Source organism: Apibacter adventoris (genome assembly GCF_002964975.1).
Classification (GTDB): Bacteria; Bacteroidota; Bacteroidia; order Flavobacteriales; family Weeksellaceae; genus Apibacter; species Apibacter adventoris.
The window spans coordinates 107676-127761 of the sequence record NZ_PSZM01000045.1 but is presented as its reverse complement, the minus strand read 5'-3'; the positions used below and the strand labels follow the sequence as shown (position 1 = coordinate 127761).

The following is a 20086-nucleotide window of genomic DNA, read 5'->3' as shown; positions in this document are numbered from 1 at the left end:
AAAGGACTTTCAAATAAGACCATTTATCATAAGAAATTCATCTGATAACTTTTTTACATAATGCTTAATTCATTAAGCATTATGTAATATTTTTTATTCATTTATTTTTTTAAAAACTAAACTTATAAATTCGCGATCAGTTAAAATTCCTGTTTTGCTTATACTTTTATCTTGCTTATGATCTTCCTGAATAAGCTCAAAGGGTAAACCTAAGATTAAATCTTTTACAGCTTTAACATCATATAATTGAAATTCATTTTTGGTAAAAGGTAACTTTTCCATAAAAGATTTATCACAAAAAGTTAAACAAAAATGACCATTTGTTTTTAATACCCTGACAATTTCTTTAAGTAAAAATATAGGATTTTCCCAGAAATATAGGGTATTTATTGTTATAATTTTATCAAAAGTCTGTGATTCTAGAGGAATTGACAATCCGTCAAATAGGAAATACTGTGCCAAACCAGCTTGTATATAAACTCTATTAAAAGAAATAGCTTCTTCATGCATAGTAGGGGAGATTTCCAGTCCTGTATATCGAATATCTTTAGCTAAGGATAAAATATAGCCTAATAATCCACCATTTCCGTATCCCAATTCAAGAATATGATCATTATTTTGGATCTGTAAATTAGAATATCCATTAAGTATTACTGGTAAATTATTTAGATTCATTTTTTCAGCAAGTTTTTTGCCCTTTTCTCCTTCAGGGCAACTTAACTGGCGGGCTAGTTTTTTTAATTCGTTCTCCATTCTTTTTATATTATTATAGATAAATGTACTGAATATTTGTTCATATTTGGGTAATAAAATAGAAATAAAACCCATCGAATTTAAATTTACATACATAATATAAGTATGAAGATGGAAATAAATATATAATTTCTGCTATGATTTGGAAATAGCGGAATTATTAATATTGACATATCGTTTTTGTATCAGTCCATTTTATTGAAACTCCCGGTTTTCATTTTCCAATAATTTTTTGTCCGTTAATAAATTGATTCCGATTTTTCCATTCGCTATTTACAATATAAGCTAAAGAAATATACATTAGGTCCTGATTATTCTATACATTTTCTGTCAGTTGTAATTTTTCTTTGCCTTTTTTTGTTCTATAAATCTAATAATATTATTATCTATTGAGGACAGTTCTGACAGATTTTTAAGATATAAACCAAAAAAAAACTTCTGAAAATATTTTAACTATTGGGAACCTTTTTTTACATCCTATTAAGCCAAAGGTACACAATCTTTTTTATTAACTACTTTATCTCTCATAATGGCTTTATTATTAAAGTTTCTGGATATTATTGCTTAGTGACAATTAAATATAAATTAGTCATGTTACGTATTGTAAGGAGAAAAATATGAATATTAAAAAAACACAGTATAGAATGACTTATTTTAATTAGTAATATGTTATCAATGGGAAAAGCTGTTCCTAAGATGCACATTAAAATTACAATTAATTCTAAAATGATTGAGTATGTAAAGTTTAACATTAATAATTTATATAAACTAATTTTTTTTCCGTTTATTATTGAATCTGATTCATATTTTTTGATTTCATCTAAATTTTTTATTCCACCTGTAACTAATAGAGTTACAATAGCTAATGAAATACCAAGCATAATACATAGAACGTTTACAGCTAGTTCTTTTAAAGAATTGAAGTTATTACCATAAAAAAAATAAAAACAAGTTAATATAGTGGGGATTAACCATTCATATATTATAACATCTCTTTTTCCCTTTAGGGTTTTAAAATAACTAAATATCGGTATGAAAAATTCAGTATACATGCATATAATTTATATGCAAATTACGTAAAATTATGGAGTTTGCTATTTAAGATGGCAAAAATATCATCAGAAACGATTTCGCCTGTTTCTTTTTCTTTTTTAGTATTAATTGTTTCTCGTTGTTTGATAAAATTCCAATCCATAGATACTTCGCCATTAAGCACATCTTTCCCTTTAATTCTAAAATTATTTACTTTAGTTCTACGTCCAATCAAATCGTTACCAATATTTTTTGCTATTTCATATAAATCTCGTTTCCTATCTGCATTTAATATAGCTTTAAAAGAACCAATTTCACTTTGGTGTCCAACAGAAAAATTGAATGCTTCGGACCCTAAAATATTTCTATCATAAAAGACTTCTATTTGGTTAACTCTGTTAAATTTTTTTAATTCTTCCATAAAATTTGTTTTTATAGATATTTCATATGCAAAGCGAAGTTCAGGTGAATAATTTAATTCTTTAGCATAAGTATTAATATATCTCAAAAAAAGAGGTACACTGACATTTGATCTAAATTCTTCAGCTAACATGCATATTTTATCATTATCAATTCTTAGACTAAAGTGAGTTTTATTACCTTCGCCTTCTGTTGGAGTTTTTCCATTTTTTCTTTCACTTAAGGTATTAATATCAATTAATGGAGGTCTATAACCTATTTCTCCAATTTTAAAGGTGATGTTTAGCCAATTTGTATTGTTTCCTAAATAGCTTTTAGAATCTATGAAATAAAATATTTCATTATTATCTGGCTTAGTTTGTTTTCGATCAGATTTGGTTTTAGACATAATATGATTAATAACATCTTTTAATATGTGAGGATTTCTTTGATCATTAATAGTAATATAATAATAACCTATTTTTCTTGAAGCTTTTTTAGTCATATTCATGAGCGTATTTTTTTAGTAATTATTTATTGATAAAAATAATAAATATAAAACAAAAAACATTTACAATATTTTGAAAATGTTTTTGTTTTAACTATGTTGATAAGAGAGATATTATTCTTTTTTATTTAAGGTTTTAACAATACCTTCCAAATTTACATTAAAGTCCATTAACTGGGCAATTACCTGTCCTACCTGATTATCCTGAGTTAAAGTTCCGAGTTTGTTGTTTTTAACAAAAATCTCTTTAATAGAAGTCCATCGTTTGGTCTCTTCAGGAGTTAATACCTTCATAAGCTCTTTCAATTTCAGTAAATTAGCTTCCGTATCAGAGGTTAAAGTCTGCGATTCGTTTTCATAATGAGTCATAATTAGTTCCTGCACCTCATCTTCATTCATCAATGGAACAATTTTCCCTACCATTTTATTCATATCCCGGTAAGATCCCTGTAATTTAAAAGCAGGTTCCGTACGGTAGGCATGATCCATGGCAGCACTCTGGATATAATTCTGATTTACTTTCATTACCACTTCACGTACTTGCATACATTTTTTCAATACCGATATAAACTCCTCAATTTCCTGATTAGAATAATTTCCTTCAAGATTCAATAATTCTTCATTTCCTGTTTCTATATAAGAAATCAGTTGATAGAAATCATCAAAACTGTGGCTGCTTAGCTTTTGTAAATAGGTATTTTCTGCAATGGAATTTTCCAGTAAACTAAGTTTGAACAGATTTTCGGTACTTCCAATAACATCTCCGAGGTTATAAACATCTGACCGGTTGGCAAGCATATCCGGAATCTGGAATTTTTCTCCGCTTTCCGTGTATGGATTCCCGGCCATTACAATACAAAAACGTTTACCCCTTAAGTCATAGGTTTTACTCTCACCGTTAAAAGTTCCGTCCATTTTTCTTTGTCCGTCTGCCAGAGAAATGAATTTTTGAAGGAATTCGGCACTACAATGCTGAATATCGTCCAGATAGAGCATAACATTGTCAGCCATTTCAAAAGAAAGGTTAATTTTTTTCAGTTCTTCCCTTGCTCCGGAGGTTTTAGCCTCATTTGGATCTATAGAAGTTATAGAGTGACCAATGGTAGGACCATTAATTTTTACAAAATTTAACCCCAGCGATTTAGCCAGATATTCCATCAGTGTGGTTTTTCCGTAACCCGGAGGGGAAACCAGCAAAAGCATCCCCATTCGTGCAGTTCTTTTATTGTCGCCTGCAACACCGATTTGTTTAGCCATGTTAGCTCCGATCAGTGGAAAATACACTTCATTAATCAGCTTATTTCTGACGAAAGAAGTCAGAACTTTGGGCTGAAGTTCATTGAGTTTCAGAGTTTTTTTGTATTGATTTAGCAGCTGTTCTTTGGCTTGTGAAAATTCCTGAAATTCAGGAACACTGATTTCTGAAAACATTTTCAGTTTATGTATAAACTGATGGTAATCGAGTGTATAAAGATTTTTTTCTATAACCGGATGGCTTCCTTTTAAAGTATCAATAGTTAAGTGATCCGGATATTCCAATATAGGATAAGCGTTATCTTTTTCAAACATAAGTAAACAACAGGCTTCTTCAATATATTTATCAAAAGCCGAATAGGTATCGGATAGATTGATATAAGAAACCAACCAGTTTTGTATCAGGTAAAACCGTTCAGCCAGTTCCATTGAAGCATCGTTGCAATCAGCTTCAAAAATGCTAATTGCATTTTGAGCTTTCAGATAGTTTAAAAACTCTTTTTTAAGACTATCGGCCTGAATACTTTTAGTAAAAAACGGAGATTTTGAAAATTCCTTAAACAAGTATTCAGCAAGGATTTCAGATGAAAATTCCAATTCGGAAAATGAGCGATTCCATTTTTCAAACTTTTCTTGTAGTCGTTGAATGACATAGTTGTAATTTTCGGATTCCGGAAAAACTTTTAACACATAGCTCGCAGAGGTGATAAGTTTATTCAGCTTATCTGTATCTTCTTCAGTTAGGCTGTTCCAGAATAATTGGGCTACAGCACGCAGGGAAGGAGAGTAGGTTAAGGTTTTTAAATTTGTATGAAGCTGGAGCAATGATTTATATATTTCCAAAGCATCAAAATCATGTACACCTTTTAAATAGGACTCTGCATAGCTCTGTTCCGTTTTTAGTTTTATATAGTTTTCAGGATCAAAATTTTTATTTTTCAAACTTTCCTGAAAAGCTTGGTAGGCTAAGTATTCCGCTCGGTACACTTTAGAATTTTCCGAAACTACTTCTTGCTCCCAAAGGGTGCGATACTTATACATTGTATCATCTTCTATTTCATAAAAGAAACTGGTACCGGTAAGGTGGTAATAAAGCAGATTGTTTCTTCTGACTATGGTTAAATCCAAAGGCTGAAAGTTTACAGCAAATTTGTAGTTTCCTAGGCTTATGATATTATCACCGTCTACAAACAAATCTTTTTTGTCCCTAAGGGCACGAAGGCTATCTTCCAGAGATGTTTTTAAACTATTTTCCAGATTTTCAGCTTTGGAAACATCTCCCAGTTCTTTTAATTCTAAGGCAAGCTTTCGTACTTTATCAATCATCAAATCCGTAGAGAAAAATGCCTGTATTTCTTCTTTGGACTTAAATGAACCTGCTTTAGTTTCAATATTTTTTAGTATACGAAGACCAATTTGCTCTAAAGATGTAGTTCGTTTGTTAATTTGCTCTATGAGTTGTGCTTTTTTGGAATCAAAAGCTTTGCTTACTTCTTCTCGTTTATCGGCAATTTCGGTAATAAATTCATCAAAATCTGCAAATTTACTTTCCATTTCTTCAATTTGTACGCTTACTTTTGTAAAGTATTCATCGCATTTTTCTGGAGAAGAGGATAGTTCCAGAAAGTTCATAATACTTTGGTCCAACAACGTAAGTTGTGCATGAAATTCAGCTATGGCTTCACTACTTTTTAAAGAATCTAGTTTTCGTTTAAGCAGGGTACGAACTTCATTTAGGGAAGCAAAAATTACCGAGATTTTTTCAATAATTTTAGTAGTTTGGGTAGTATCTTCAATTTTTAAACTATTAAGTATATCTATCAGCAATTCCAGTTCGGAAGATACTAATTTACAGTTTTCTTCTACTTTTTGTCCGTCTATTACTTTAGTAACTTTTTCTACTCTTTTATGTTCATCTTGTACTTTGTTTTCATAGGGAGCTAATGCCTCATCAAGTAAAAGAAATTCAACGGTTTGGTCTGAAAGCGTGTGATTACTTTTATTCAACTTAACTTTTAAGTTGTCTATTTTTTCCAGATCTATATATTTTACATTCCCCATTTCCGTAACTTCTCCTTGTAACTTTCGGTTTTCAGCCAATAATTTCACCAGATTTTCCAAGGTATCACCTTTAGTGTTTTTTAAGCTAAATAAAAGCTTCTCAACTTTATCGGTGATTTCATTAAGTATCTGTGAAGCATTTTTTCTTTGTTGTTGGACTTTTTCAAATTCATCAACCGCCGTATCCGCTATAGATTTAATTTGTTTTAACGGTTCTGACAATTGAAAAGCAGAAGGATCTGTAATCCAGAAAAAAGAATCGATTATATCATTAGCTTTTTTGGAAATATCGCCATATAATCCTTCATAAGAATCTTCTTTACTTATAAGGTTGATGACTTCCTGACATTCTGCCATAGCTTTGACAATATCTTTGTTACCTATTTTATAAAGTTCGTTATCTTTTTTTTCTCGGTTTTCAACAATTTCTGACTGATACGGAGTCTGCCAGATCTGTACTACATGATGCTTTACTGCTTCCTCTTCTGAACGAAAATAGATAAGTTTTCCGTTTTTAAACAGAGTAAATCCATTACAGATAATAGGAGTTTCCACTTGTTGTTTGATGATGTTGTAAGACATGAGTACATAAATATTCTTTTCATTATGGTAGAAAATGAAAAGATAATCTTCGCCATTGGCAGAGGGTATTCGGCGTACAAATTCCAAATTTGTTAATTCGCTTTCAAATATTTTATATTCTCCGCTTTGCAAATAATAGCCATTAGCAAATATAATTCCTTGATTGTCGGGTAGTAAGATTCCTGTTTCATTCAGGGTTGGAATATTAAGAACTTCCTTGGTTTTATTATTGAAAATAAAGGCACGGAAATTTTCCTGATAAGGTTTAATCCGTATAAGGATAAAATTTCCTAAATCGGCATAGTAATATTCAGCATCATCTAGTTGTTGATCTTTGTTTTCTACGGTTTCGGAATAAATCCCTTTTCCGGTATCAGTATTATCTTCAATTTTAAAGGTAATATCACCGTTGATGGCTTCTATAAAAACTTTATCCTGAATAGAGATGTGAGGATGTATTCCCAGCCTGCGGTTGTCTAGCGAGGTTTTTATCCATTTAAATTCGTATTGTTGAGCTTTTTGAACTTCATGAATGCTTCGATCGTCCTGATAAATCAGTTTATCGTCTTTGACCAACCATTTAAAGGCTTTCAAATCATCTATATTCTTACTGGTTTGGAAAATCATATATAAATAATTTTCCGTCCTTCGGAATCGTGAAAATATAGAATCTCGGTAGTATTGATATAAGTTTTTATAATCGTTGATGAAGGTTTCATCGTTAATCAAATCTAACGATTGAGGAATAAATTGATGAGTTTGTTCTGCATCAAAAGAATAGATACTAAAAACATCGCTTAATTGGATGTCTGTTCGTAATCCAAAATGAACATTATAGGCAAACAAACAAAGGTCTCCTACTGCAATGATCCCTCGGGCTGTACAGTTATTTTCGGTAGTAATTCTCTGATTAGCCGCCAAAGTAAATTCTACAGAATTGAAAACTTCTTTTCTGGCGTTATTTAGTTTTCCTAAACGTGTCGTGAGGTCTTCTTTTTGGCTTTGAAGTCTCTTTTTTATTATTTCATAAGTACCGGAATCTAGAGAATCCGTTTTTTTATTTTCTTCTAATTCTGCCATAATTTGATAAACAAATTGTTTATTTATATTTGCTAAATATTCTTTCTATTCTTTTGCTTTAATACAAAAGAATAGAAATTAAATAAATTGAGAATTTAAATTTGTTTTTTCATTTTAATATTCTCCGATTATTCTTCTGAAAGAATTTGTATTTCATGTATGTTTACCATAATAATTTATTTCAATATATTTTCCACACATTCTATTACCAATTCCTGATCTCCCATGCCATTATGCTTAATGGTTGGAAATTTAATTATGTGAATATCGAATTTCTTTTCTTCTTCAGGCGTAGGTAGTACTCCTTCATCCGCAGGGAAATCGTAGGCTTTCAGGTAATAGATTTCCGGTTTGGAAGTTCTGGGTATTGGCATTCTGCGATTATCCAGTGAAATAGCTTTGGTGATTTGTTCCGGATACTCTCGGGCATACAACATGGTCATGTCTCCTCCATTGGAATGTCCGGCAATAATTAAATTATTCCAGGGAAGTTCGGGTTTAAGTTTCATGAGTTCTTTCCGAATAAAAGTTATATTTTCTACTCCGCGCTTCCAGTTAGGCATACGGGTTAGATATAAATTCCCTTCCATAGCGAGTAATTCATCAGTAGGCAATTCATGCTGAATGCTTATGACATAGTAACCTAAAGAGGCAATTTTTTTATTGAGTTTTTTGTAAGATTTATAACTTCCACCATAATTTTTTGTATACCCGTGATTAAAAATAACTATACCTCTGGGTATAGACGTATCATAATATATAGCAAAGGGTATTTTACGCTCTCTAACTGAGTCATATACAGTTATGCATTCTTCTTTTATAATTTGAGCTTTACATGTATAGCCCCATAAAGCTATACACAAAATAAATAGGATATTTTTCATTTGGTTATTTTAATTTTTTATTAGATATACCCAGGGTTTTAGCTAAGGTAAATAAGTTAGCTAAAACGCTTTGGTCTTCGCTTCCTGCATTTTGTTGCATCTTGAATATAAGGGAAGCAATGCTCAGGTTTTTGATATCTTCGGAAGAAATATTCAGTTTATCGGCATAGTTTCGTATTCGTTCATATAAATCGCCTTCTCCACCATTTCCAAGTAAAGCCTCTTTAATTTCTGTTATAGTCTCACTTTCATTAACCAGTTTATCGAATCCTTTGGCTCTTGAAATCTGATTAATTATATTTTCAAAGAAAGTAGATTCTCCTCCTACGATGTCAATTTTAGCAGACTTCATAGCTTCGGATAATACAGATGCTTGCGCTTGAGCAATTTCTTTTTGTATTTGAATTTGAGCCAGTTCTACCTCTTTGTTTTTTTGTAATTTCAGCTTAAACTCTTCATGGTCTTTTCCCACTCCATCCAATTTTTTCATAGCCTCGGCTTTTTCATGAATTCCTTCTGCTTCAGATAGAGCTTTTTGTTTAATGACATCTGCTTCTGCTAAACCTTCTTTACGTTTGGCATCGGCTTTTGCCTGAATACCGGTAGCTTCGGCCACAGAGGTTTTTTCAATAATGCTAGCTTCTCCTTCTGCAGATGCCAAAGCTTTTTCGCGGGTTACTTCTGCTTCCACTAAGCCTTCTTTTCGCTTAGCTTCTGCTTTTAATTCAATGCTGATAGCTTCCGCTTTGGCTTTTTTCTCTATAATGTTAGCTTCTACAACTCCTTTTTGTTCATCTGCCTCTGCTTTGGCTTTAATTACTTCTGCTTCAGCTAAACCTAAGGTAGCATCTTCTCGTGCCTGTGCATCGGCTAAGGTTTTTCTGGCTTCAGCGTTTTTAACCGCAGCTTCTTTTTGGGCTTCAGCATCAATAAGTAATTGTTGGGCTTTTTGTTCCTCTGCTTGTTTTAATGCTTCTGCTTCTTTTACAGTTTTAATTAATTTTTCTTCTGCCTGTTGGCTTGCTAAGGTAATACCTGCTTGTTTCTGACGTTCTACTTCACGTAATACTTCTATGTCTTTCACATTTTGTTGTTCCTCAACCACACCTTTTTCCAATTGTACTCTTTCTCGGATTACATCCTGAATATTTTTCTTTTCTTCTTCTACTACTTTTTCTTTATTAATTTGAGCAAGGGTAACAATTCTTTCTCTTTCGGTTTGTTCGAGTGCTCGGTCTTTTTCTACTCTTTCTGTTTCTACCGCGTTAGTTCTCTCTTTGTTTTTAGCGGCAATAATAATTTGACGGAGTTTGTTTTCTTCTTGTACAGCCAAACTTTCTTCGGTAGTAATACGTACGGTTTCAGCCTTTAACCTTTCTTCTTCGCGTACTTTTAGTATTTCAGCTTCTTCTCTTGCTTTAATGTTATCTACTTCTCTTTTTTGTTTTTCTTCCTTTTCAGCTAATTGTCTTTCTAATTCAAGAATGGCTTCACGGGCTTCTACGTCTTGTTTTTTTATGGTTTTTTGCTCATCTCTTCGAATTAGGTTGGCATTGATATTTTGATTTGCGGTTAACTCGGTAATTTTTTTAATTCCTTCAGAATCCAAGATGTTTTGAGGATCTAGAAAATTCAAATTGGTTTGTTCCAGATAATCAATGGCACAGTCATCTAAATTGTAGCCGTTAAGATCGGTACCAATAATATTAAGAATTTCATCTCTAAATTCGCGGCGGGCTTCATAAAGTTCAATAAATTCAAATTTTTTACCTACGGTTTTTAATGCTTCTGAAAATTTCGCTTCAAAAATATTTCTTAAAGTAGCCACATCACTGGCTCTTTCACAGCCCAAGGTCTGAGCTACGTTAATGACATCGTCTACCGATTTGTTTACCCGAATGAAAAAGGCTACTTTTATATCAGCCCGGATGTTATCTTTACAGATTAATCCGTCTTGTTCCATCCTTTCAATTTGTAATTTTTTAACGGAAATATCCATAATTTCCATTTTGTGCAAGACAGGGATCACATAAATTCCTTTATTAAAGGCTACTTTCGTTCCTCCAACCCCGGTTCTTACAATGGCTTTTCCCTGAGGAATTTTTTTGTAAAATGATGCGAGTATGGCTAAAGATAATAAAATAATGAACATAAAAGTTCCGACAATGACAGCGATTATGCCTCCTATTTCCATAATATTAAATGTTTTTAAATGTTGATATTTATATGATTAATTTTGATCAATAGTAACTTCTTTGGTAACGTAATAAAATTTTTTATCTTGAGTTTCATCTGTAATCATTACTGATTCTCCATATTTAATTTCCTCACCGCTTTGGCTGATTACGTTGAGACGTATCGGATTTTTTTCAATAATAAATTCTGCACTTCCTATCTTATCTTTAGAAATAGTAGATATCATTCGACCGGATCTTCCAAGAAATTCGGTTCTTTCTTCACCTTGGTATCCGGTTTTGGAAAGAAAACGTGCCAGTGGGTTGGTCGCATATTTAGTAAGAACTGCTCCGACAATAAAACAAGGAATTAAAATAAAAACCGATTTCCAGCCCCAGTTTCCTACGGGGGTAAATTGAGTGGTAATTAAAGAACCTACCCAGGTAAAAAATTTTAAAGTAGATAAAATTAGCATAAAAGGAACTTTTCCGACATTCATGAATTTTAAAAAACGTATAAATAGGCCGTCTCCTTCATTTTCATGTGTAACATGGTTGTCGTCTAATTCTGGATAAGAAGAAGCTTTTCCATGATAATTTGTATCCGGCTGGGTGTCTGTTTCTACATGAGTATCTACATCAATATCCGAGTCTATATCTGTCCCGAAATCTGTCCCAAAATCCAATTCACCTAATCCTATTCCAAGAAAAGAGAACAGCCAGTAGATAAGTATAACTATCATAAAACCACTCATGATGGCATTAGATAAAGGGTAGAAAAAAGAATGTAGCAATTCAGTCATGACAAGGTTAGTTTTAGATTATAAAGTTGGTTTTGAATTCGGATTTATTCCATCCCTAACCTTTTTTTTATGTTATCTAAATCATTGTTTACTTTTAAAGAGTCTTTGCCTATAGCACGGTCTATTTCTTCATCAATAGAAATATTTTGGTTAGCCAATTCTCCGTAAGCTTCTGCTAAGGCTTCTTCTTCTGTAACTTTTTCTTTCATTTTTTCTAACATACTGATGGTGCTGTTGTTATCAATTTGAGCAAGTTGTTTATTTACTTCTTTTGTAGCTTTACTTACTTTTACACGGGCTCTTAAAATGCGTAATTCGTTTTCCCACTTGTTGATATTAAATTTTAATATTTCAACATTTTTTTGCATTTCATCAACAGCATTTTCATGCTGAATTTTCTCACCATTGAGAATTTCTACTTCAGAAAGTAGATGAGCTTTAAGAGAAAGGGCTTCTTTAGCTAATTTTTCTGCTTGTATTGCATCCAACTCGCCTTTTTGAGCTTTTGACATGAGTAGAAACGCTTTATTTTCATAATCTTCAGCATCAGAAGATTTTTTTATGATATCATTTTTTGCCCGTATTGCAAGGGCTTTTACTTGGGCAAGAGCTTCCAGACTTTTTTCCAAATCTTCTTTCATTTCTCTAATTCCTTGTTCAGTCATTCTTATAGGATCTTCCATTTTGTCTACAACAGAATGTATTTCTGCTGTTCCTATTCGTAAAAGTCGTTTAAAGATATTCATAATAATTTTTTTTATTTTTTTGAAAATTCTAGTATTTGTTCATAATATTCACTTAGTAAAAGACCTAAAGAGTTTAAAGCTCCTTCTAATTCATTAATGTCCAGATGCTCAATTTGCAGAGTATACCGAAAAATCACTTTTTTTCCGGTTTCATCCAAAACAAAAGCACCATGCACTATATCTCTGTTTTTTTGTAATAAAGATTTTAATATTTCTTTATCGTCGTTATGTAAGGTGAATATGTATTGTTCTAAAACGACTATAGGTGGAGCAATTCCTATTATGAGGTTTTTAATGCCATCTTCTTCATTTTCAATACAAAATATACTTTGTTTTTCATCTTTATAGGAAATTGTATGTCCCAGTTCGGAAATGAAATTTTCTATTTTTTTGAAATACATGCGAGTGAGTTTTAGTTATCTCAAATATATGTAATATATTTGCTAATAGTTTTAGCAAATATAGCTAAATATTTTTTAATTGCAAAAAAATTTAGCATTTTTATGAGCAAAGTAGGAAGGAATATAAAAAAAATTAGAAGCGTTAAAGGTTTAAGCCAGCAAGCATTTGCAGATATATTTAGTCTTACAAGGGGAAATATCAGTTCTTATGAGGAATTGAGGGCAGAACCTAAAATCGAAATTATTGTTAATATTGCTAAATATTTTGGCATTCCATTAAATGATTTTATTTTAAAAGATTTATCTGTAAATGAATTATTGCATTTTGATACCAGCTTAGTACTGGATATGGAAAAATTGAAGAAAAAGGATAGGTTTGTAGAGATTCCGTATGTTTCTTCAGTAAATTTTAATGATTATATCAGTAATTTTCTTGAACCTGAATTTTTAGAGACTTTGCCTAAAATTAGTATACCTAATAGTTCGCCATTTAATCTCTTAGCTATAGAAGTTGATAATTCTCAAAATTTTCCGGAAGGATTTACTTATAAAAATGGAGATGTACTTATTTTTGAATCCGTCAGTAAAGAAAATATTCATAGAATATTAGGAAGGTTTGGTATTATGGTTAATAGAGAAGGAATGAGGATGGGAATTTTCGAGAAAAAAGAAGAGAATATGGTTTTAGCCTTAAATGAACTTGTTTTTTACTCATTCACTTTAGATTCTGACTTTAGATATTGGGTATTAAGAGCTTTGTATTCACAAGAAGTTTAAAAATCCGGTAAGTAGAAAATGAATAAATTATTACCGGATTTATGAGGATATTTATCTCTGAGAATAAAAAATTAAAGAAGCTTTTTTTATGGTATGTTGCTGTAAATAGAATCCGACTAAAGCAGGTGAGGCATCTTTATCTAAATCTAAGTGTGGAATATTTAAAGCATATACAGTAATAATGTATTGATGTGGATGATCTCCTATTGGCGGGCAAGGTCCCCCAAAACCATAGGTGCCAAAGTCTGTTTTACTTTGGATAGCCTCAGTTGGAGCAAGATGGCTTGAAATATCTCCTGCATTTGCTTTCAATTCCTTTATTTTAGATGGAATATTAAACACAATCCAATGCCACCATCCGCTTCCGGTAGGAGCATCAGGGTCGTAGATGGTTATTGCAAAACTTTGTGTATTTAGAGGAATATTTTCCCAAGATAACTGGGGTGAAATATTTTTTCCATTACATCCCATTCCGTTAAACATTAGGTTATTTTCTGCTTGTCCCTGGATAGTCTTGCTCTTTAATGTAAAATTTTGTGCCTGTATTGAACAGTATACACATGTCATTAGGATTAAAAATACTTTTTCCATATTTCTGTTTTTATTTTCAACAAAATTAAGGTTATACTCGGGAATAAGATTATTTTTAAGATTTTATTTTTTATCCTGAACTTTTAAATCTAAGAATTGATATTATAACTATGTTCCTTAGGCGAATTTTCGAAATATTTTTTTAAACCTTACTTAAAAATGGTAAATGTAGGTATTGAAATTCTCCAATTCTATTTTTAAAAGTATATAATATCTCAATATTTTATATCAGATTTATTTAATTTTCAGATACAGCTTGGTTTTATTTAAGAATTTTCATTATAAATTAAAAAATTAATCTTCAGAAAAATCTACAATTAGTTTGCGGTATTTTTGGAGCAATTTAGATTTAGAAAGCATTCCTAAATATTTAGAATTATCTATAACTGGAAGATACCAAGCATCCGTTTTATCAAAAACTTTAAATATTGACTCATTATCCTGATTAAGAGATATAGTTGCCGGAGGAGGAATCACCAAATCTGCTACACGTAGATTTTCATATTTAGATTTATCTAATAAAATATCTAAAATATCATCTATTTGTATAATTCCTACAAATTCTCCGGTGTTTTTTTCTACTACAAATAGATTTTTATTAGAATTAGGTAAAACGGTTTTTACTAATTCGCTCAAAGTAAGAGTAAGTGGAATAGTTGTAAAACTTTGATCTATCAAATCATAAATATTTAATCTTCTTATAGCTTCTTTATCTTTATTATGGGTGATGAGTTGATTATTTTTCCTTAAAGAGTAGGTATATACAGAATATTTGTCGAATTTATATTTTACTAAATATGCAATAGTAGAGACAACAATGAGAGGAAATAATAGAGTATAACCTCCGGTTATTTCTGCAATCAAAAAAATCGAGGTAAAAGGAGCATGCATAATTCCTGACATAACGCCAGCCATACCTACCAAAGTAAAGTTATGTTCGGAAAGTTTAAACCACTGAAGTAAATTTATGATTTTTGCAAAAATGTAACCTAAAATTCCTCCTGTAAATAATGCTGGGGCAAAAACGCCACCTATTCCCCCGGAAGCAGTGGTTAAACTGCTCGCTATGACTTTAATAAATAATAAAATTAATAAGAAACAAATTAAGGAAAAGGAATTATCATCTAAACTGAAAAATATAGAATTACTCATAATTGTATTGGGATAATTTCCCATAAGGTGTTGTAATCCTACATAACCCTCTCCGAATAAAGGAGGCAATATAAAAATCAAAATACCTAAACCAAGCCCCCCTAAACAAGCCTTGAAATAAATATTTTTTTGTTCTGATAGTTTTTTTTCAATTACCCGGTTAATTTTTACAAAATATAAAGAAAACAAACCGCAAAATATTCCTAAAACTATATAAAATGGAATTTTAGTTTTGTCAAATGGTTCGAAAACTGCAAAATAAAAAGATATTTTATCTCCCATAAAAAAATAAGATATTAATGCTCCTGTAGTTGATGATATTAAAATGGGTATTAAAGACCACATACTTAAATCAAGCATAATTACTTCTAAAGAAAAAATGATGGCAGCAATGGGAGCTTTGAAGATTCCTGCAATAGCTGCTGAACAGCCACAGGCAATAAAAAGAGTTCTTAATTTAAGTGTAAGGTTTAATTGCTGAGCAATATTAGAACCTATTGCAGCACCTGTATAAACTATAGGAGCTTCTAATCCTACAGACCCTCCAAACCCCACGGTTAAACTACTGGAAATTATAGAACTGTATGTATTCTGTTTTTCAATTTTACTTCTATTTTTTGAAATTGCATATAAAACTTTTGCTACTCCGTGGCTAATATCATTTTTTACAAAATATTTTATAAAAAGTATAGTTAATAGAATTCCTATAGCCGGAAAAAAAATTGTCCAATAATTAAAACGAATTTTACTGTTATGATATACTAGTTCTTCCGTTAGTGTAACCATATTTTTAATAACAACGGCACTTATACCTCCTATAATTCCTATGAGAGTACTTGTTAGGTATATAAAAATTTGTGGATTCTGATAACGAAATTTCCGAATGAATATATAGAGTTTTATTTTACTTTTTTTTAACATGATATTATTTAATAATCATTTTTCATTCGCTTCCGCAGAGGATTTATAAAAAAAATTGTATCCTATTATTTTTTTGTAAATAATATAAATTATAACTAAAGAAAAAGGAATCGTAAATATAAAAGCGTATATACTCATAAGAAGGGTTCCTAAGAAATTTCCTGTTAAAAAAATAATAAAAGTAAGGAAAAACATTTTCCCAAAATTAATATAAGCAATTTTTGTACTATACTTAATAGCTTTAAATGCAGATATATTATGTATAGCAACAAAAGCTCCTGCTAATGTAAAAGCGGGAGCAAAAAATATCATAGGAATATACATAAAAATAATACTGCAAATCATAATTATAAGGTATATGGTATTTAATACAATTAAATTTAAAAATCTTTTACCTTCAAACCCAGATATAAGATCATTAAAAGAGGCTTTTCCAAAATTATCATATTTATAAGCGCAATATATAACTCCGGAATATAAAGGAGAAATTAATATTTTTATAACTAATAAGATAAGGAATCTAATTATTATATAAGGATTTGAGAAATAATTGTAATAAATATTCCATATCTCTTTTGAAGAATTAATATTATTATAATAAGTGTTTTTTAATGGAATATTTTTTAAAGCTATTAAAAATTCATTATCTATTGAAGAGATGTTCCAATAATTATTACAAAGTAACATTCCTAAAGAAATTAAACTAAATGTAAACAACATGGAAAATATTCCTAAAAATAGAATTTTAGACCAAATTTGAAAAGATTCAGTTAAAATATCTTTTACAGGAAAAGAAAAATTTTTTGGTTTTAACTTTTGTACACAATTTTCAAGAGTATTCATAAATTAATTACATTCAAATTGCTAAAATACATAATTTATTCTTTCATATTTTCAGGATACTTAAGTTTTTAATGTATAAAGAATTATCATATTTTTATTTAAATTAATTAAAAAAAGAAATAGAGATTTTAATAATTTGAAAATAAATTATATATCTAAATCCTTTAGGAAAAGGATTATTTTTCGTAAAAATAAAATAAAAATATATATTTTTGTAAGTTTAATTTCATAATTATGTCAAAAGAAAAAAATTTAATAAAAGAAGCTCTAGAATATCATAGTTCAAAACCAGAAGGAAAAATTGAAGTTATACCCACTAAACCCCATTCTACGCAAAGAGATTTATCTTTAGCATATTCACCAGGCGTAGCAGAGCCTTGCATAGAAATTAATAAAAAACCGGCAGATAGTTATAAATATACTTCTAAAGGAAATTTAGTGGCCGTAATTTCTAACGGAACAGCAGTTCTAGGTTTGGGAAATATAGGTGCAGAAGCATCTAAACCGGTTATGGAAGGAAAAGGACTTTTATTTAAAATATTTGCAGGAATAAATGTTTTTGATATAGAAGTAAATGAAACAGATCCAAATAAATTTATTGAAATTGTAAAATCTATAGCTCCTACATTTGGAGGAATTAATTTAGAAGATATTAAAGCTCCGGAAGCTTTTGAAATAGAGAAAAGATTAAAAGCTGAGCTAGACATTCCGGTAATGCATGATGACCAACATGGAACAGCAATTATTTCTGCAGCAGCACTTTTAAATGCATTAGAATTATCTTCTAAAGATATATCAAAGGTAAAAATAGTTGTTAGCGGAGCAGGAGCAGCTGCCATTTCATGTACTCGCTTATATAAAGCTTTAGGGGCTAGTCCTGAAAATATTTTAATGTGCGATAGTAAAGGAGTTATTTATAAAGGAAGAACAGATATAAATGAGGAAAAAAAAGAGTTTGCAGTAGAAACATCTGATCGAACATTGGAAGATGCGATGAAAGACAGTGATGTGTTTATTGGTCTTTCTAAAGGAAATATAGTTTCACCGGCTATGTTGATGTCCATGAACGCTAATCCAATTGTTTTTGCGATGGCTAATCCAACACCGGAAATTGATTATAATTTAGCAATTAAGACTCGGAAAGATGTCATTATGGCTACAGGTAGAAGTGATTATCCTAATCAGGTAAATAATGTATTAGGTTTTCCATACATTTTTAGAGGAGCATTGGATGTTAGGGCAAAAGATATAAATTCAGAAATGCAGTTGGCTGCTGTAAGAGCATTAGCCGATTTAGCAAAAGAAAGCGTTCCGGAACAAGTGAGCTTGGCTTATAATGTAAAGAATATGAAATTTGGAAGAGATTATATTATTCCTAAACCTTTTGATAATCGATTAATAACAAGGGTTTCAATGGCTGTAGCTAAAGCAGCTATGGAAACTGGAGTTGCTCAAAAACAAATTACTGATTGGAAAGCATATGAAGAAGAATTGTTAGATAGAATGGAAGGTGCAGATCAAAAATTAATGAGATTGATGCAAACCCGTGCTAAAGCAAATCCGAAAAAATTATTATTAAATAATGCTGAAGAATATAATGTTTTGAAAGCTGCTCAAATCCTTGCAGAAGAAGGTATTGCTAAGCCCATATTATTAGGGAAAAGATCTAAAATAGAAGCTACTAAAAAAGAATATAACTTAGAATTTGATCTTCCTATTCTCGATATGGATGATATAGAAAATAAGGAAAAATTTGAAAAATATGCTCAATACCTTTATAATAAAAGACAAAGGAATGGAATAAGCTCTATCTATCATGCTAATAGATTATTGAAAAGTAGAGATTATTATGGTCCTTTAGCTGTAGAAATGGGTGATGCAGATGCATTACTTACAGGTTTTTCAAAAAGTTATAAAAGTTCCTTGCAGCCAATTTTAGAAGTCATTGACAAAGATAAAGATTCTAAAAAGGTTGCATCATCTATGATTTTAATAACAAAGAAAGGTCCTATATTCATAGCAGATACATCTATTAATGTAGAACCTAATTCAGAAGATTTAGTTGAGATTACCCAGCTTACGGCTAAATTAGCTAAAGCTTTAGCTATTAAACCAAGAGTCGCTTTATTATCCTATGAAAATTTTTCTAATTGTTCACCCATTTCAAAAAAAGTAGCTAAAGCTGTAGAAATTTTACATGAAACGGAACCTAATTTAATAGTTGATGGAGAAATGCAACCAGATTTTGCTTTAGATGAAGAATTATTAAATGCATTTCCATTTTCTAAAATTGGAAATAAAACAGCAAATATTTTAATTTTTCCGGATCTAACTTCTGCTAATTTAAGCTATAAACTAGTTAAAGGATTAAAATATGCTCAGGTAATAGGTCCTGTATTAATGGGATTAAGCCAGCCCATTCATATTATGAGCATGCGCTCAAGCGTAGAAGAAATTATAAGTATAGCAACTATTGCAGTATTAGATGCTCAAATAAGGAAATAATAAGATAACTTCTTATATCTAAACTTTTGTAATAATGATTAATCATCTGTCTGGAATCATTTTTGAAATTTCACCTTCTAGCGTTGTTATAGAATGCAACGGAGTTGGATATTTTGCAACCATAAGTATTCAAACTTATACTGACATCCAGAAATTAAAACAAACTCTTTTATTCGTACAGGAAATAATAAGAGAAGATGCTCATTTGTTGTTTGGCTTTTCAACTAAAGTAGAAAGAAACTTATTTAATTTTTTGATAAGCGTTAATGGGGTAGGTCCTGCTTCTGCAATTATGATGTTATCTTCTATGTCAGTTTCAGAAATTTTATCAGCAATTCAAAATGGAGATAATGTTTCTTTACAAAAAATAAAAGGCATAGGAGCTAAAACAGCGCAAAGAATTATTATTGATTTGAGAGATAAATTAATCACTTCTTTTAATATTTCAGAAATATTAGATGAAAATTTAAATAATAAAAATAAAAATGAAGCGTTAAGAGCATTAGAGGTTTTAGGTATATCCAAAAAAATTACAGAAAAAATAGTTGATAAAATTTTGGATTCCAACCCTGAAATAGAAGTAGAGCTCATAGTTAAAGAAGTTCTTAAAAAACTATAAA

General features: G+C 30.5%; 15 protein-coding genes and 1 pseudogene. 3 read left to right on the top strand and 13 right to left on the bottom strand.

Annotated elements, in window-relative coordinates; translation table 11 throughout:
• Positions 1 to 93: 93 nt before the first annotated feature.
• From C4S77_RS10190 to C4S77_RS10150, 10 genes and pseudogenes are all read right to left on the bottom strand, one after another.
• Positions 94 to 753 (bottom strand): class I SAM-dependent methyltransferase, encoded by a 660-nt coding sequence (locus C4S77_RS10190; RefSeq protein ID WP_181042871.1) that lies wholly within the window; start codon positions 751 to 753, stop codon positions 94 to 96.
• A gap of 214 nt (positions 754 to 967) precedes the next feature.
• Positions 968 to 1057, bottom strand: a pseudogene (locus tag C4S77_RS12830) (hypothetical protein); the annotation flags it as partial.
• A gap of 253 nt (positions 1058 to 1310) precedes the next feature.
• Complete coding sequence (locus tag C4S77_RS10185; RefSeq protein WP_105247450.1) at positions 1311 to 1805, bottom strand: hypothetical protein; 495 nt, start codon at positions 1803 to 1805, stop codon at positions 1311 to 1313.
• A 20-nt stretch (positions 1806 to 1825) separates the two neighbouring features.
• Entirely contained in the window at positions 1826 to 2695 is an 870-nt protein-coding gene (locus tag C4S77_RS10180; RefSeq protein WP_146106099.1) for a hypothetical protein, read from the bottom strand.
• 111 nt (positions 2696 to 2806) lie between these two features.
• On the bottom strand, positions 2807 to 7669 hold the full coding sequence (locus tag C4S77_RS10175) for a DNA repair ATPase (RefSeq protein WP_105247448.1): 4863 nt from the start codon (positions 7667 to 7669) through the stop codon (positions 2807 to 2809).
• Between the two features lie 176 nt (positions 7670 to 7845).
• Complete coding sequence (locus C4S77_RS10170) at positions 7846 to 8553, bottom strand: alpha/beta hydrolase (protein WP_146106098.1); 708 nt, start codon at positions 8551 to 8553, stop codon at positions 7846 to 7848.
• A gap of 4 nt (positions 8554 to 8557) precedes the next feature.
• The gene (locus C4S77_RS10165) at positions 8558 to 10747 is read right to left on the bottom strand and encodes a flotillin (protein ID WP_105247446.1); all 2190 of its coding nucleotides are present in this window, start codon (positions 10745 to 10747) and stop codon (positions 8558 to 8560) included.
• 36 nt (positions 10748 to 10783) lie between these two features.
• Positions 10784 to 11530, bottom strand: a complete 747-nt coding sequence (locus C4S77_RS10160) for an OB-fold-containig protein (protein ID WP_105247445.1) — start codon at positions 11528 to 11530, stop codon at positions 10784 to 10786.
• A 44-nt stretch (positions 11531 to 11574) separates the two neighbouring features.
• Positions 11575 to 12276: a PspA/IM30 family protein gene (locus tag C4S77_RS10155; protein ID WP_105192789.1), complete on the bottom strand. Its 702-nt coding sequence runs from the start codon at positions 12274 to 12276 to the stop codon at positions 11575 to 11577.
• Between the two features lie 11 nt (positions 12277 to 12287).
• Entirely contained in the window at positions 12288 to 12677 is a 390-nt protein-coding gene (locus tag C4S77_RS10150) for a type III secretion system chaperone family protein (RefSeq protein ID WP_105247444.1), read from the bottom strand.
• 102 nt (positions 12678 to 12779) lie between these two features.
• Between C4S77_RS10150 and C4S77_RS10145 the strand changes: the two genes are divergently transcribed.
• Positions 12780 to 13454 (top strand): helix-turn-helix domain-containing protein, encoded by a 675-nt coding sequence (locus tag C4S77_RS10145; protein ID WP_105247515.1) that lies wholly within the window; start codon positions 12780 to 12782, stop codon positions 13452 to 13454.
• Between the two features lie 51 nt (positions 13455 to 13505).
• Here the strand turns inward: C4S77_RS10145 and C4S77_RS10140 are convergent, their stop codons facing one another.
• The 3 genes from C4S77_RS10140 to C4S77_RS10130 all read right to left on the bottom strand — a co-directional run bounded on the left by C4S77_RS10140 (position 13506) and on the right by C4S77_RS10130 (position 16961).
• A complete protein-coding gene (locus C4S77_RS10140) occupies positions 13506 to 14045 on the bottom strand; it encodes a YbhB/YbcL family Raf kinase inhibitor-like protein (RefSeq protein ID WP_105192793.1) in 540 nt (179 codons plus the stop codon).
• A 294-nt stretch (positions 14046 to 14339) separates the two neighbouring features.
• Positions 14340 to 15983: a chloride channel protein gene (locus C4S77_RS10135; protein ID WP_181042870.1), complete on the bottom strand. Its 1644-nt coding sequence runs from the start codon at positions 15981 to 15983 to the stop codon at positions 14340 to 14342.
• A 150-nt stretch (positions 15984 to 16133) separates the two neighbouring features.
• Entirely contained in the window at positions 16134 to 16961 is an 828-nt protein-coding gene (locus tag C4S77_RS10130; RefSeq protein ID WP_105247442.1) for a hypothetical protein, read from the bottom strand.
• A gap of 234 nt (positions 16962 to 17195) precedes the next feature.
• On the opposite strand from C4S77_RS10130, the gene C4S77_RS10125 reads away from it, so the two are divergent.
• The gene (locus tag C4S77_RS10125) at positions 17196 to 19466 is read left to right on the top strand and encodes an NADP-dependent malic enzyme (protein WP_105247441.1); all 2271 of its coding nucleotides are present in this window, start codon (positions 17196 to 17198) and stop codon (positions 19464 to 19466) included.
• A gap of 34 nt (positions 19467 to 19500) precedes the next feature.
• Positions 19501 to 20085 (top strand): Holliday junction branch migration protein RuvA, encoded by a 585-nt coding sequence (gene ruvA, locus C4S77_RS10120; protein ID WP_105247440.1) that lies wholly within the window; start codon positions 19501 to 19503, stop codon positions 20083 to 20085.
• Position 20086: the final 1 nt, after the last annotated feature.

Excerpts from the sequence above, each read along its gene's own strand:
- C4S77_RS10175 (WP_105247448.1), bottom strand. The coding sequence starts at position 7,669 with ATGGCAGAATTAGAAGAAAATAAAAAAACGGATTCTCTAGATTCCGGT.
- C4S77_RS10165 (WP_105247446.1), bottom strand. The coding sequence starts at position 10,747 with ATGGAAATAGGAGGCATAATCGCTGTCATTGTCGGAACTTTTATGTTC.
- C4S77_RS10185 (WP_105247450.1), bottom strand. The coding sequence starts at position 1,805 with ATGTATACTGAATTTTTCATACCGATATTTAGTTATTTTAAAACCCTA.
- C4S77_RS10140 (WP_105192793.1), bottom strand. The coding sequence starts at position 14,045 with ATGGAAAAAGTATTTTTAATCCTAATGACATGTGTATACTGTTCAATA.
- C4S77_RS10145 (WP_105247515.1), top strand. The coding sequence starts at position 12,780 with ATGAGCAAAGTAGGAAGGAATATAAAAAAAATTAGAAGCGTTAAAGGT.
- C4S77_RS10130 (WP_105247442.1), bottom strand. The coding sequence starts at position 16,961 with ATGAATACTCTTGAAAATTGTGTACAAAAGTTAAAACCAAAAAATTTT.
- C4S77_RS10125 (WP_105247441.1), top strand. The coding sequence starts at position 17,196 with ATGTCAAAAGAAAAAAATTTAATAAAAGAAGCTCTAGAATATCATAGT.
- C4S77_RS10160 (WP_105247445.1), bottom strand. The coding sequence starts at position 11,530 with ATGACTGAATTGCTACATTCTTTTTTCTACCCTTTATCTAATGCCATC.
- C4S77_RS10155 (WP_105192789.1), bottom strand. The coding sequence starts at position 12,276 with ATGAATATCTTTAAACGACTTTTACGAATAGGAACAGCAGAAATACAT.
- C4S77_RS10180 (WP_146106099.1), bottom strand. The coding sequence starts at position 2,695 with ATGAATATGACTAAAAAAGCTTCAAGAAAAATAGGTTATTATTATATT.
- C4S77_RS10170 (WP_146106098.1), bottom strand. The coding sequence starts at position 8,553 with ATGAAAAATATCCTATTTATTTTGTGTATAGCTTTATGGGGCTATACA.
- ruvA (WP_105247440.1), top strand. The coding sequence starts at position 19,501 with ATGATTAATCATCTGTCTGGAATCATTTTTGAAATTTCACCTTCTAGC.
- C4S77_RS10135 (WP_181042870.1), bottom strand. The coding sequence starts at position 15,983 with ATGGTTACACTAACGGAAGAACTAGTATATCATAACAGTAAAATTCGT.
- C4S77_RS10150 (WP_105247444.1), bottom strand. The coding sequence starts at position 12,677 with ATGTATTTCAAAAAAATAGAAAATTTCATTTCCGAACTGGGACATACA.
- C4S77_RS10190 (WP_181042871.1), bottom strand. The coding sequence starts at position 753 with ATGGAGAACGAATTAAAAAAACTAGCCCGCCAGTTAAGTTGCCCTGAA.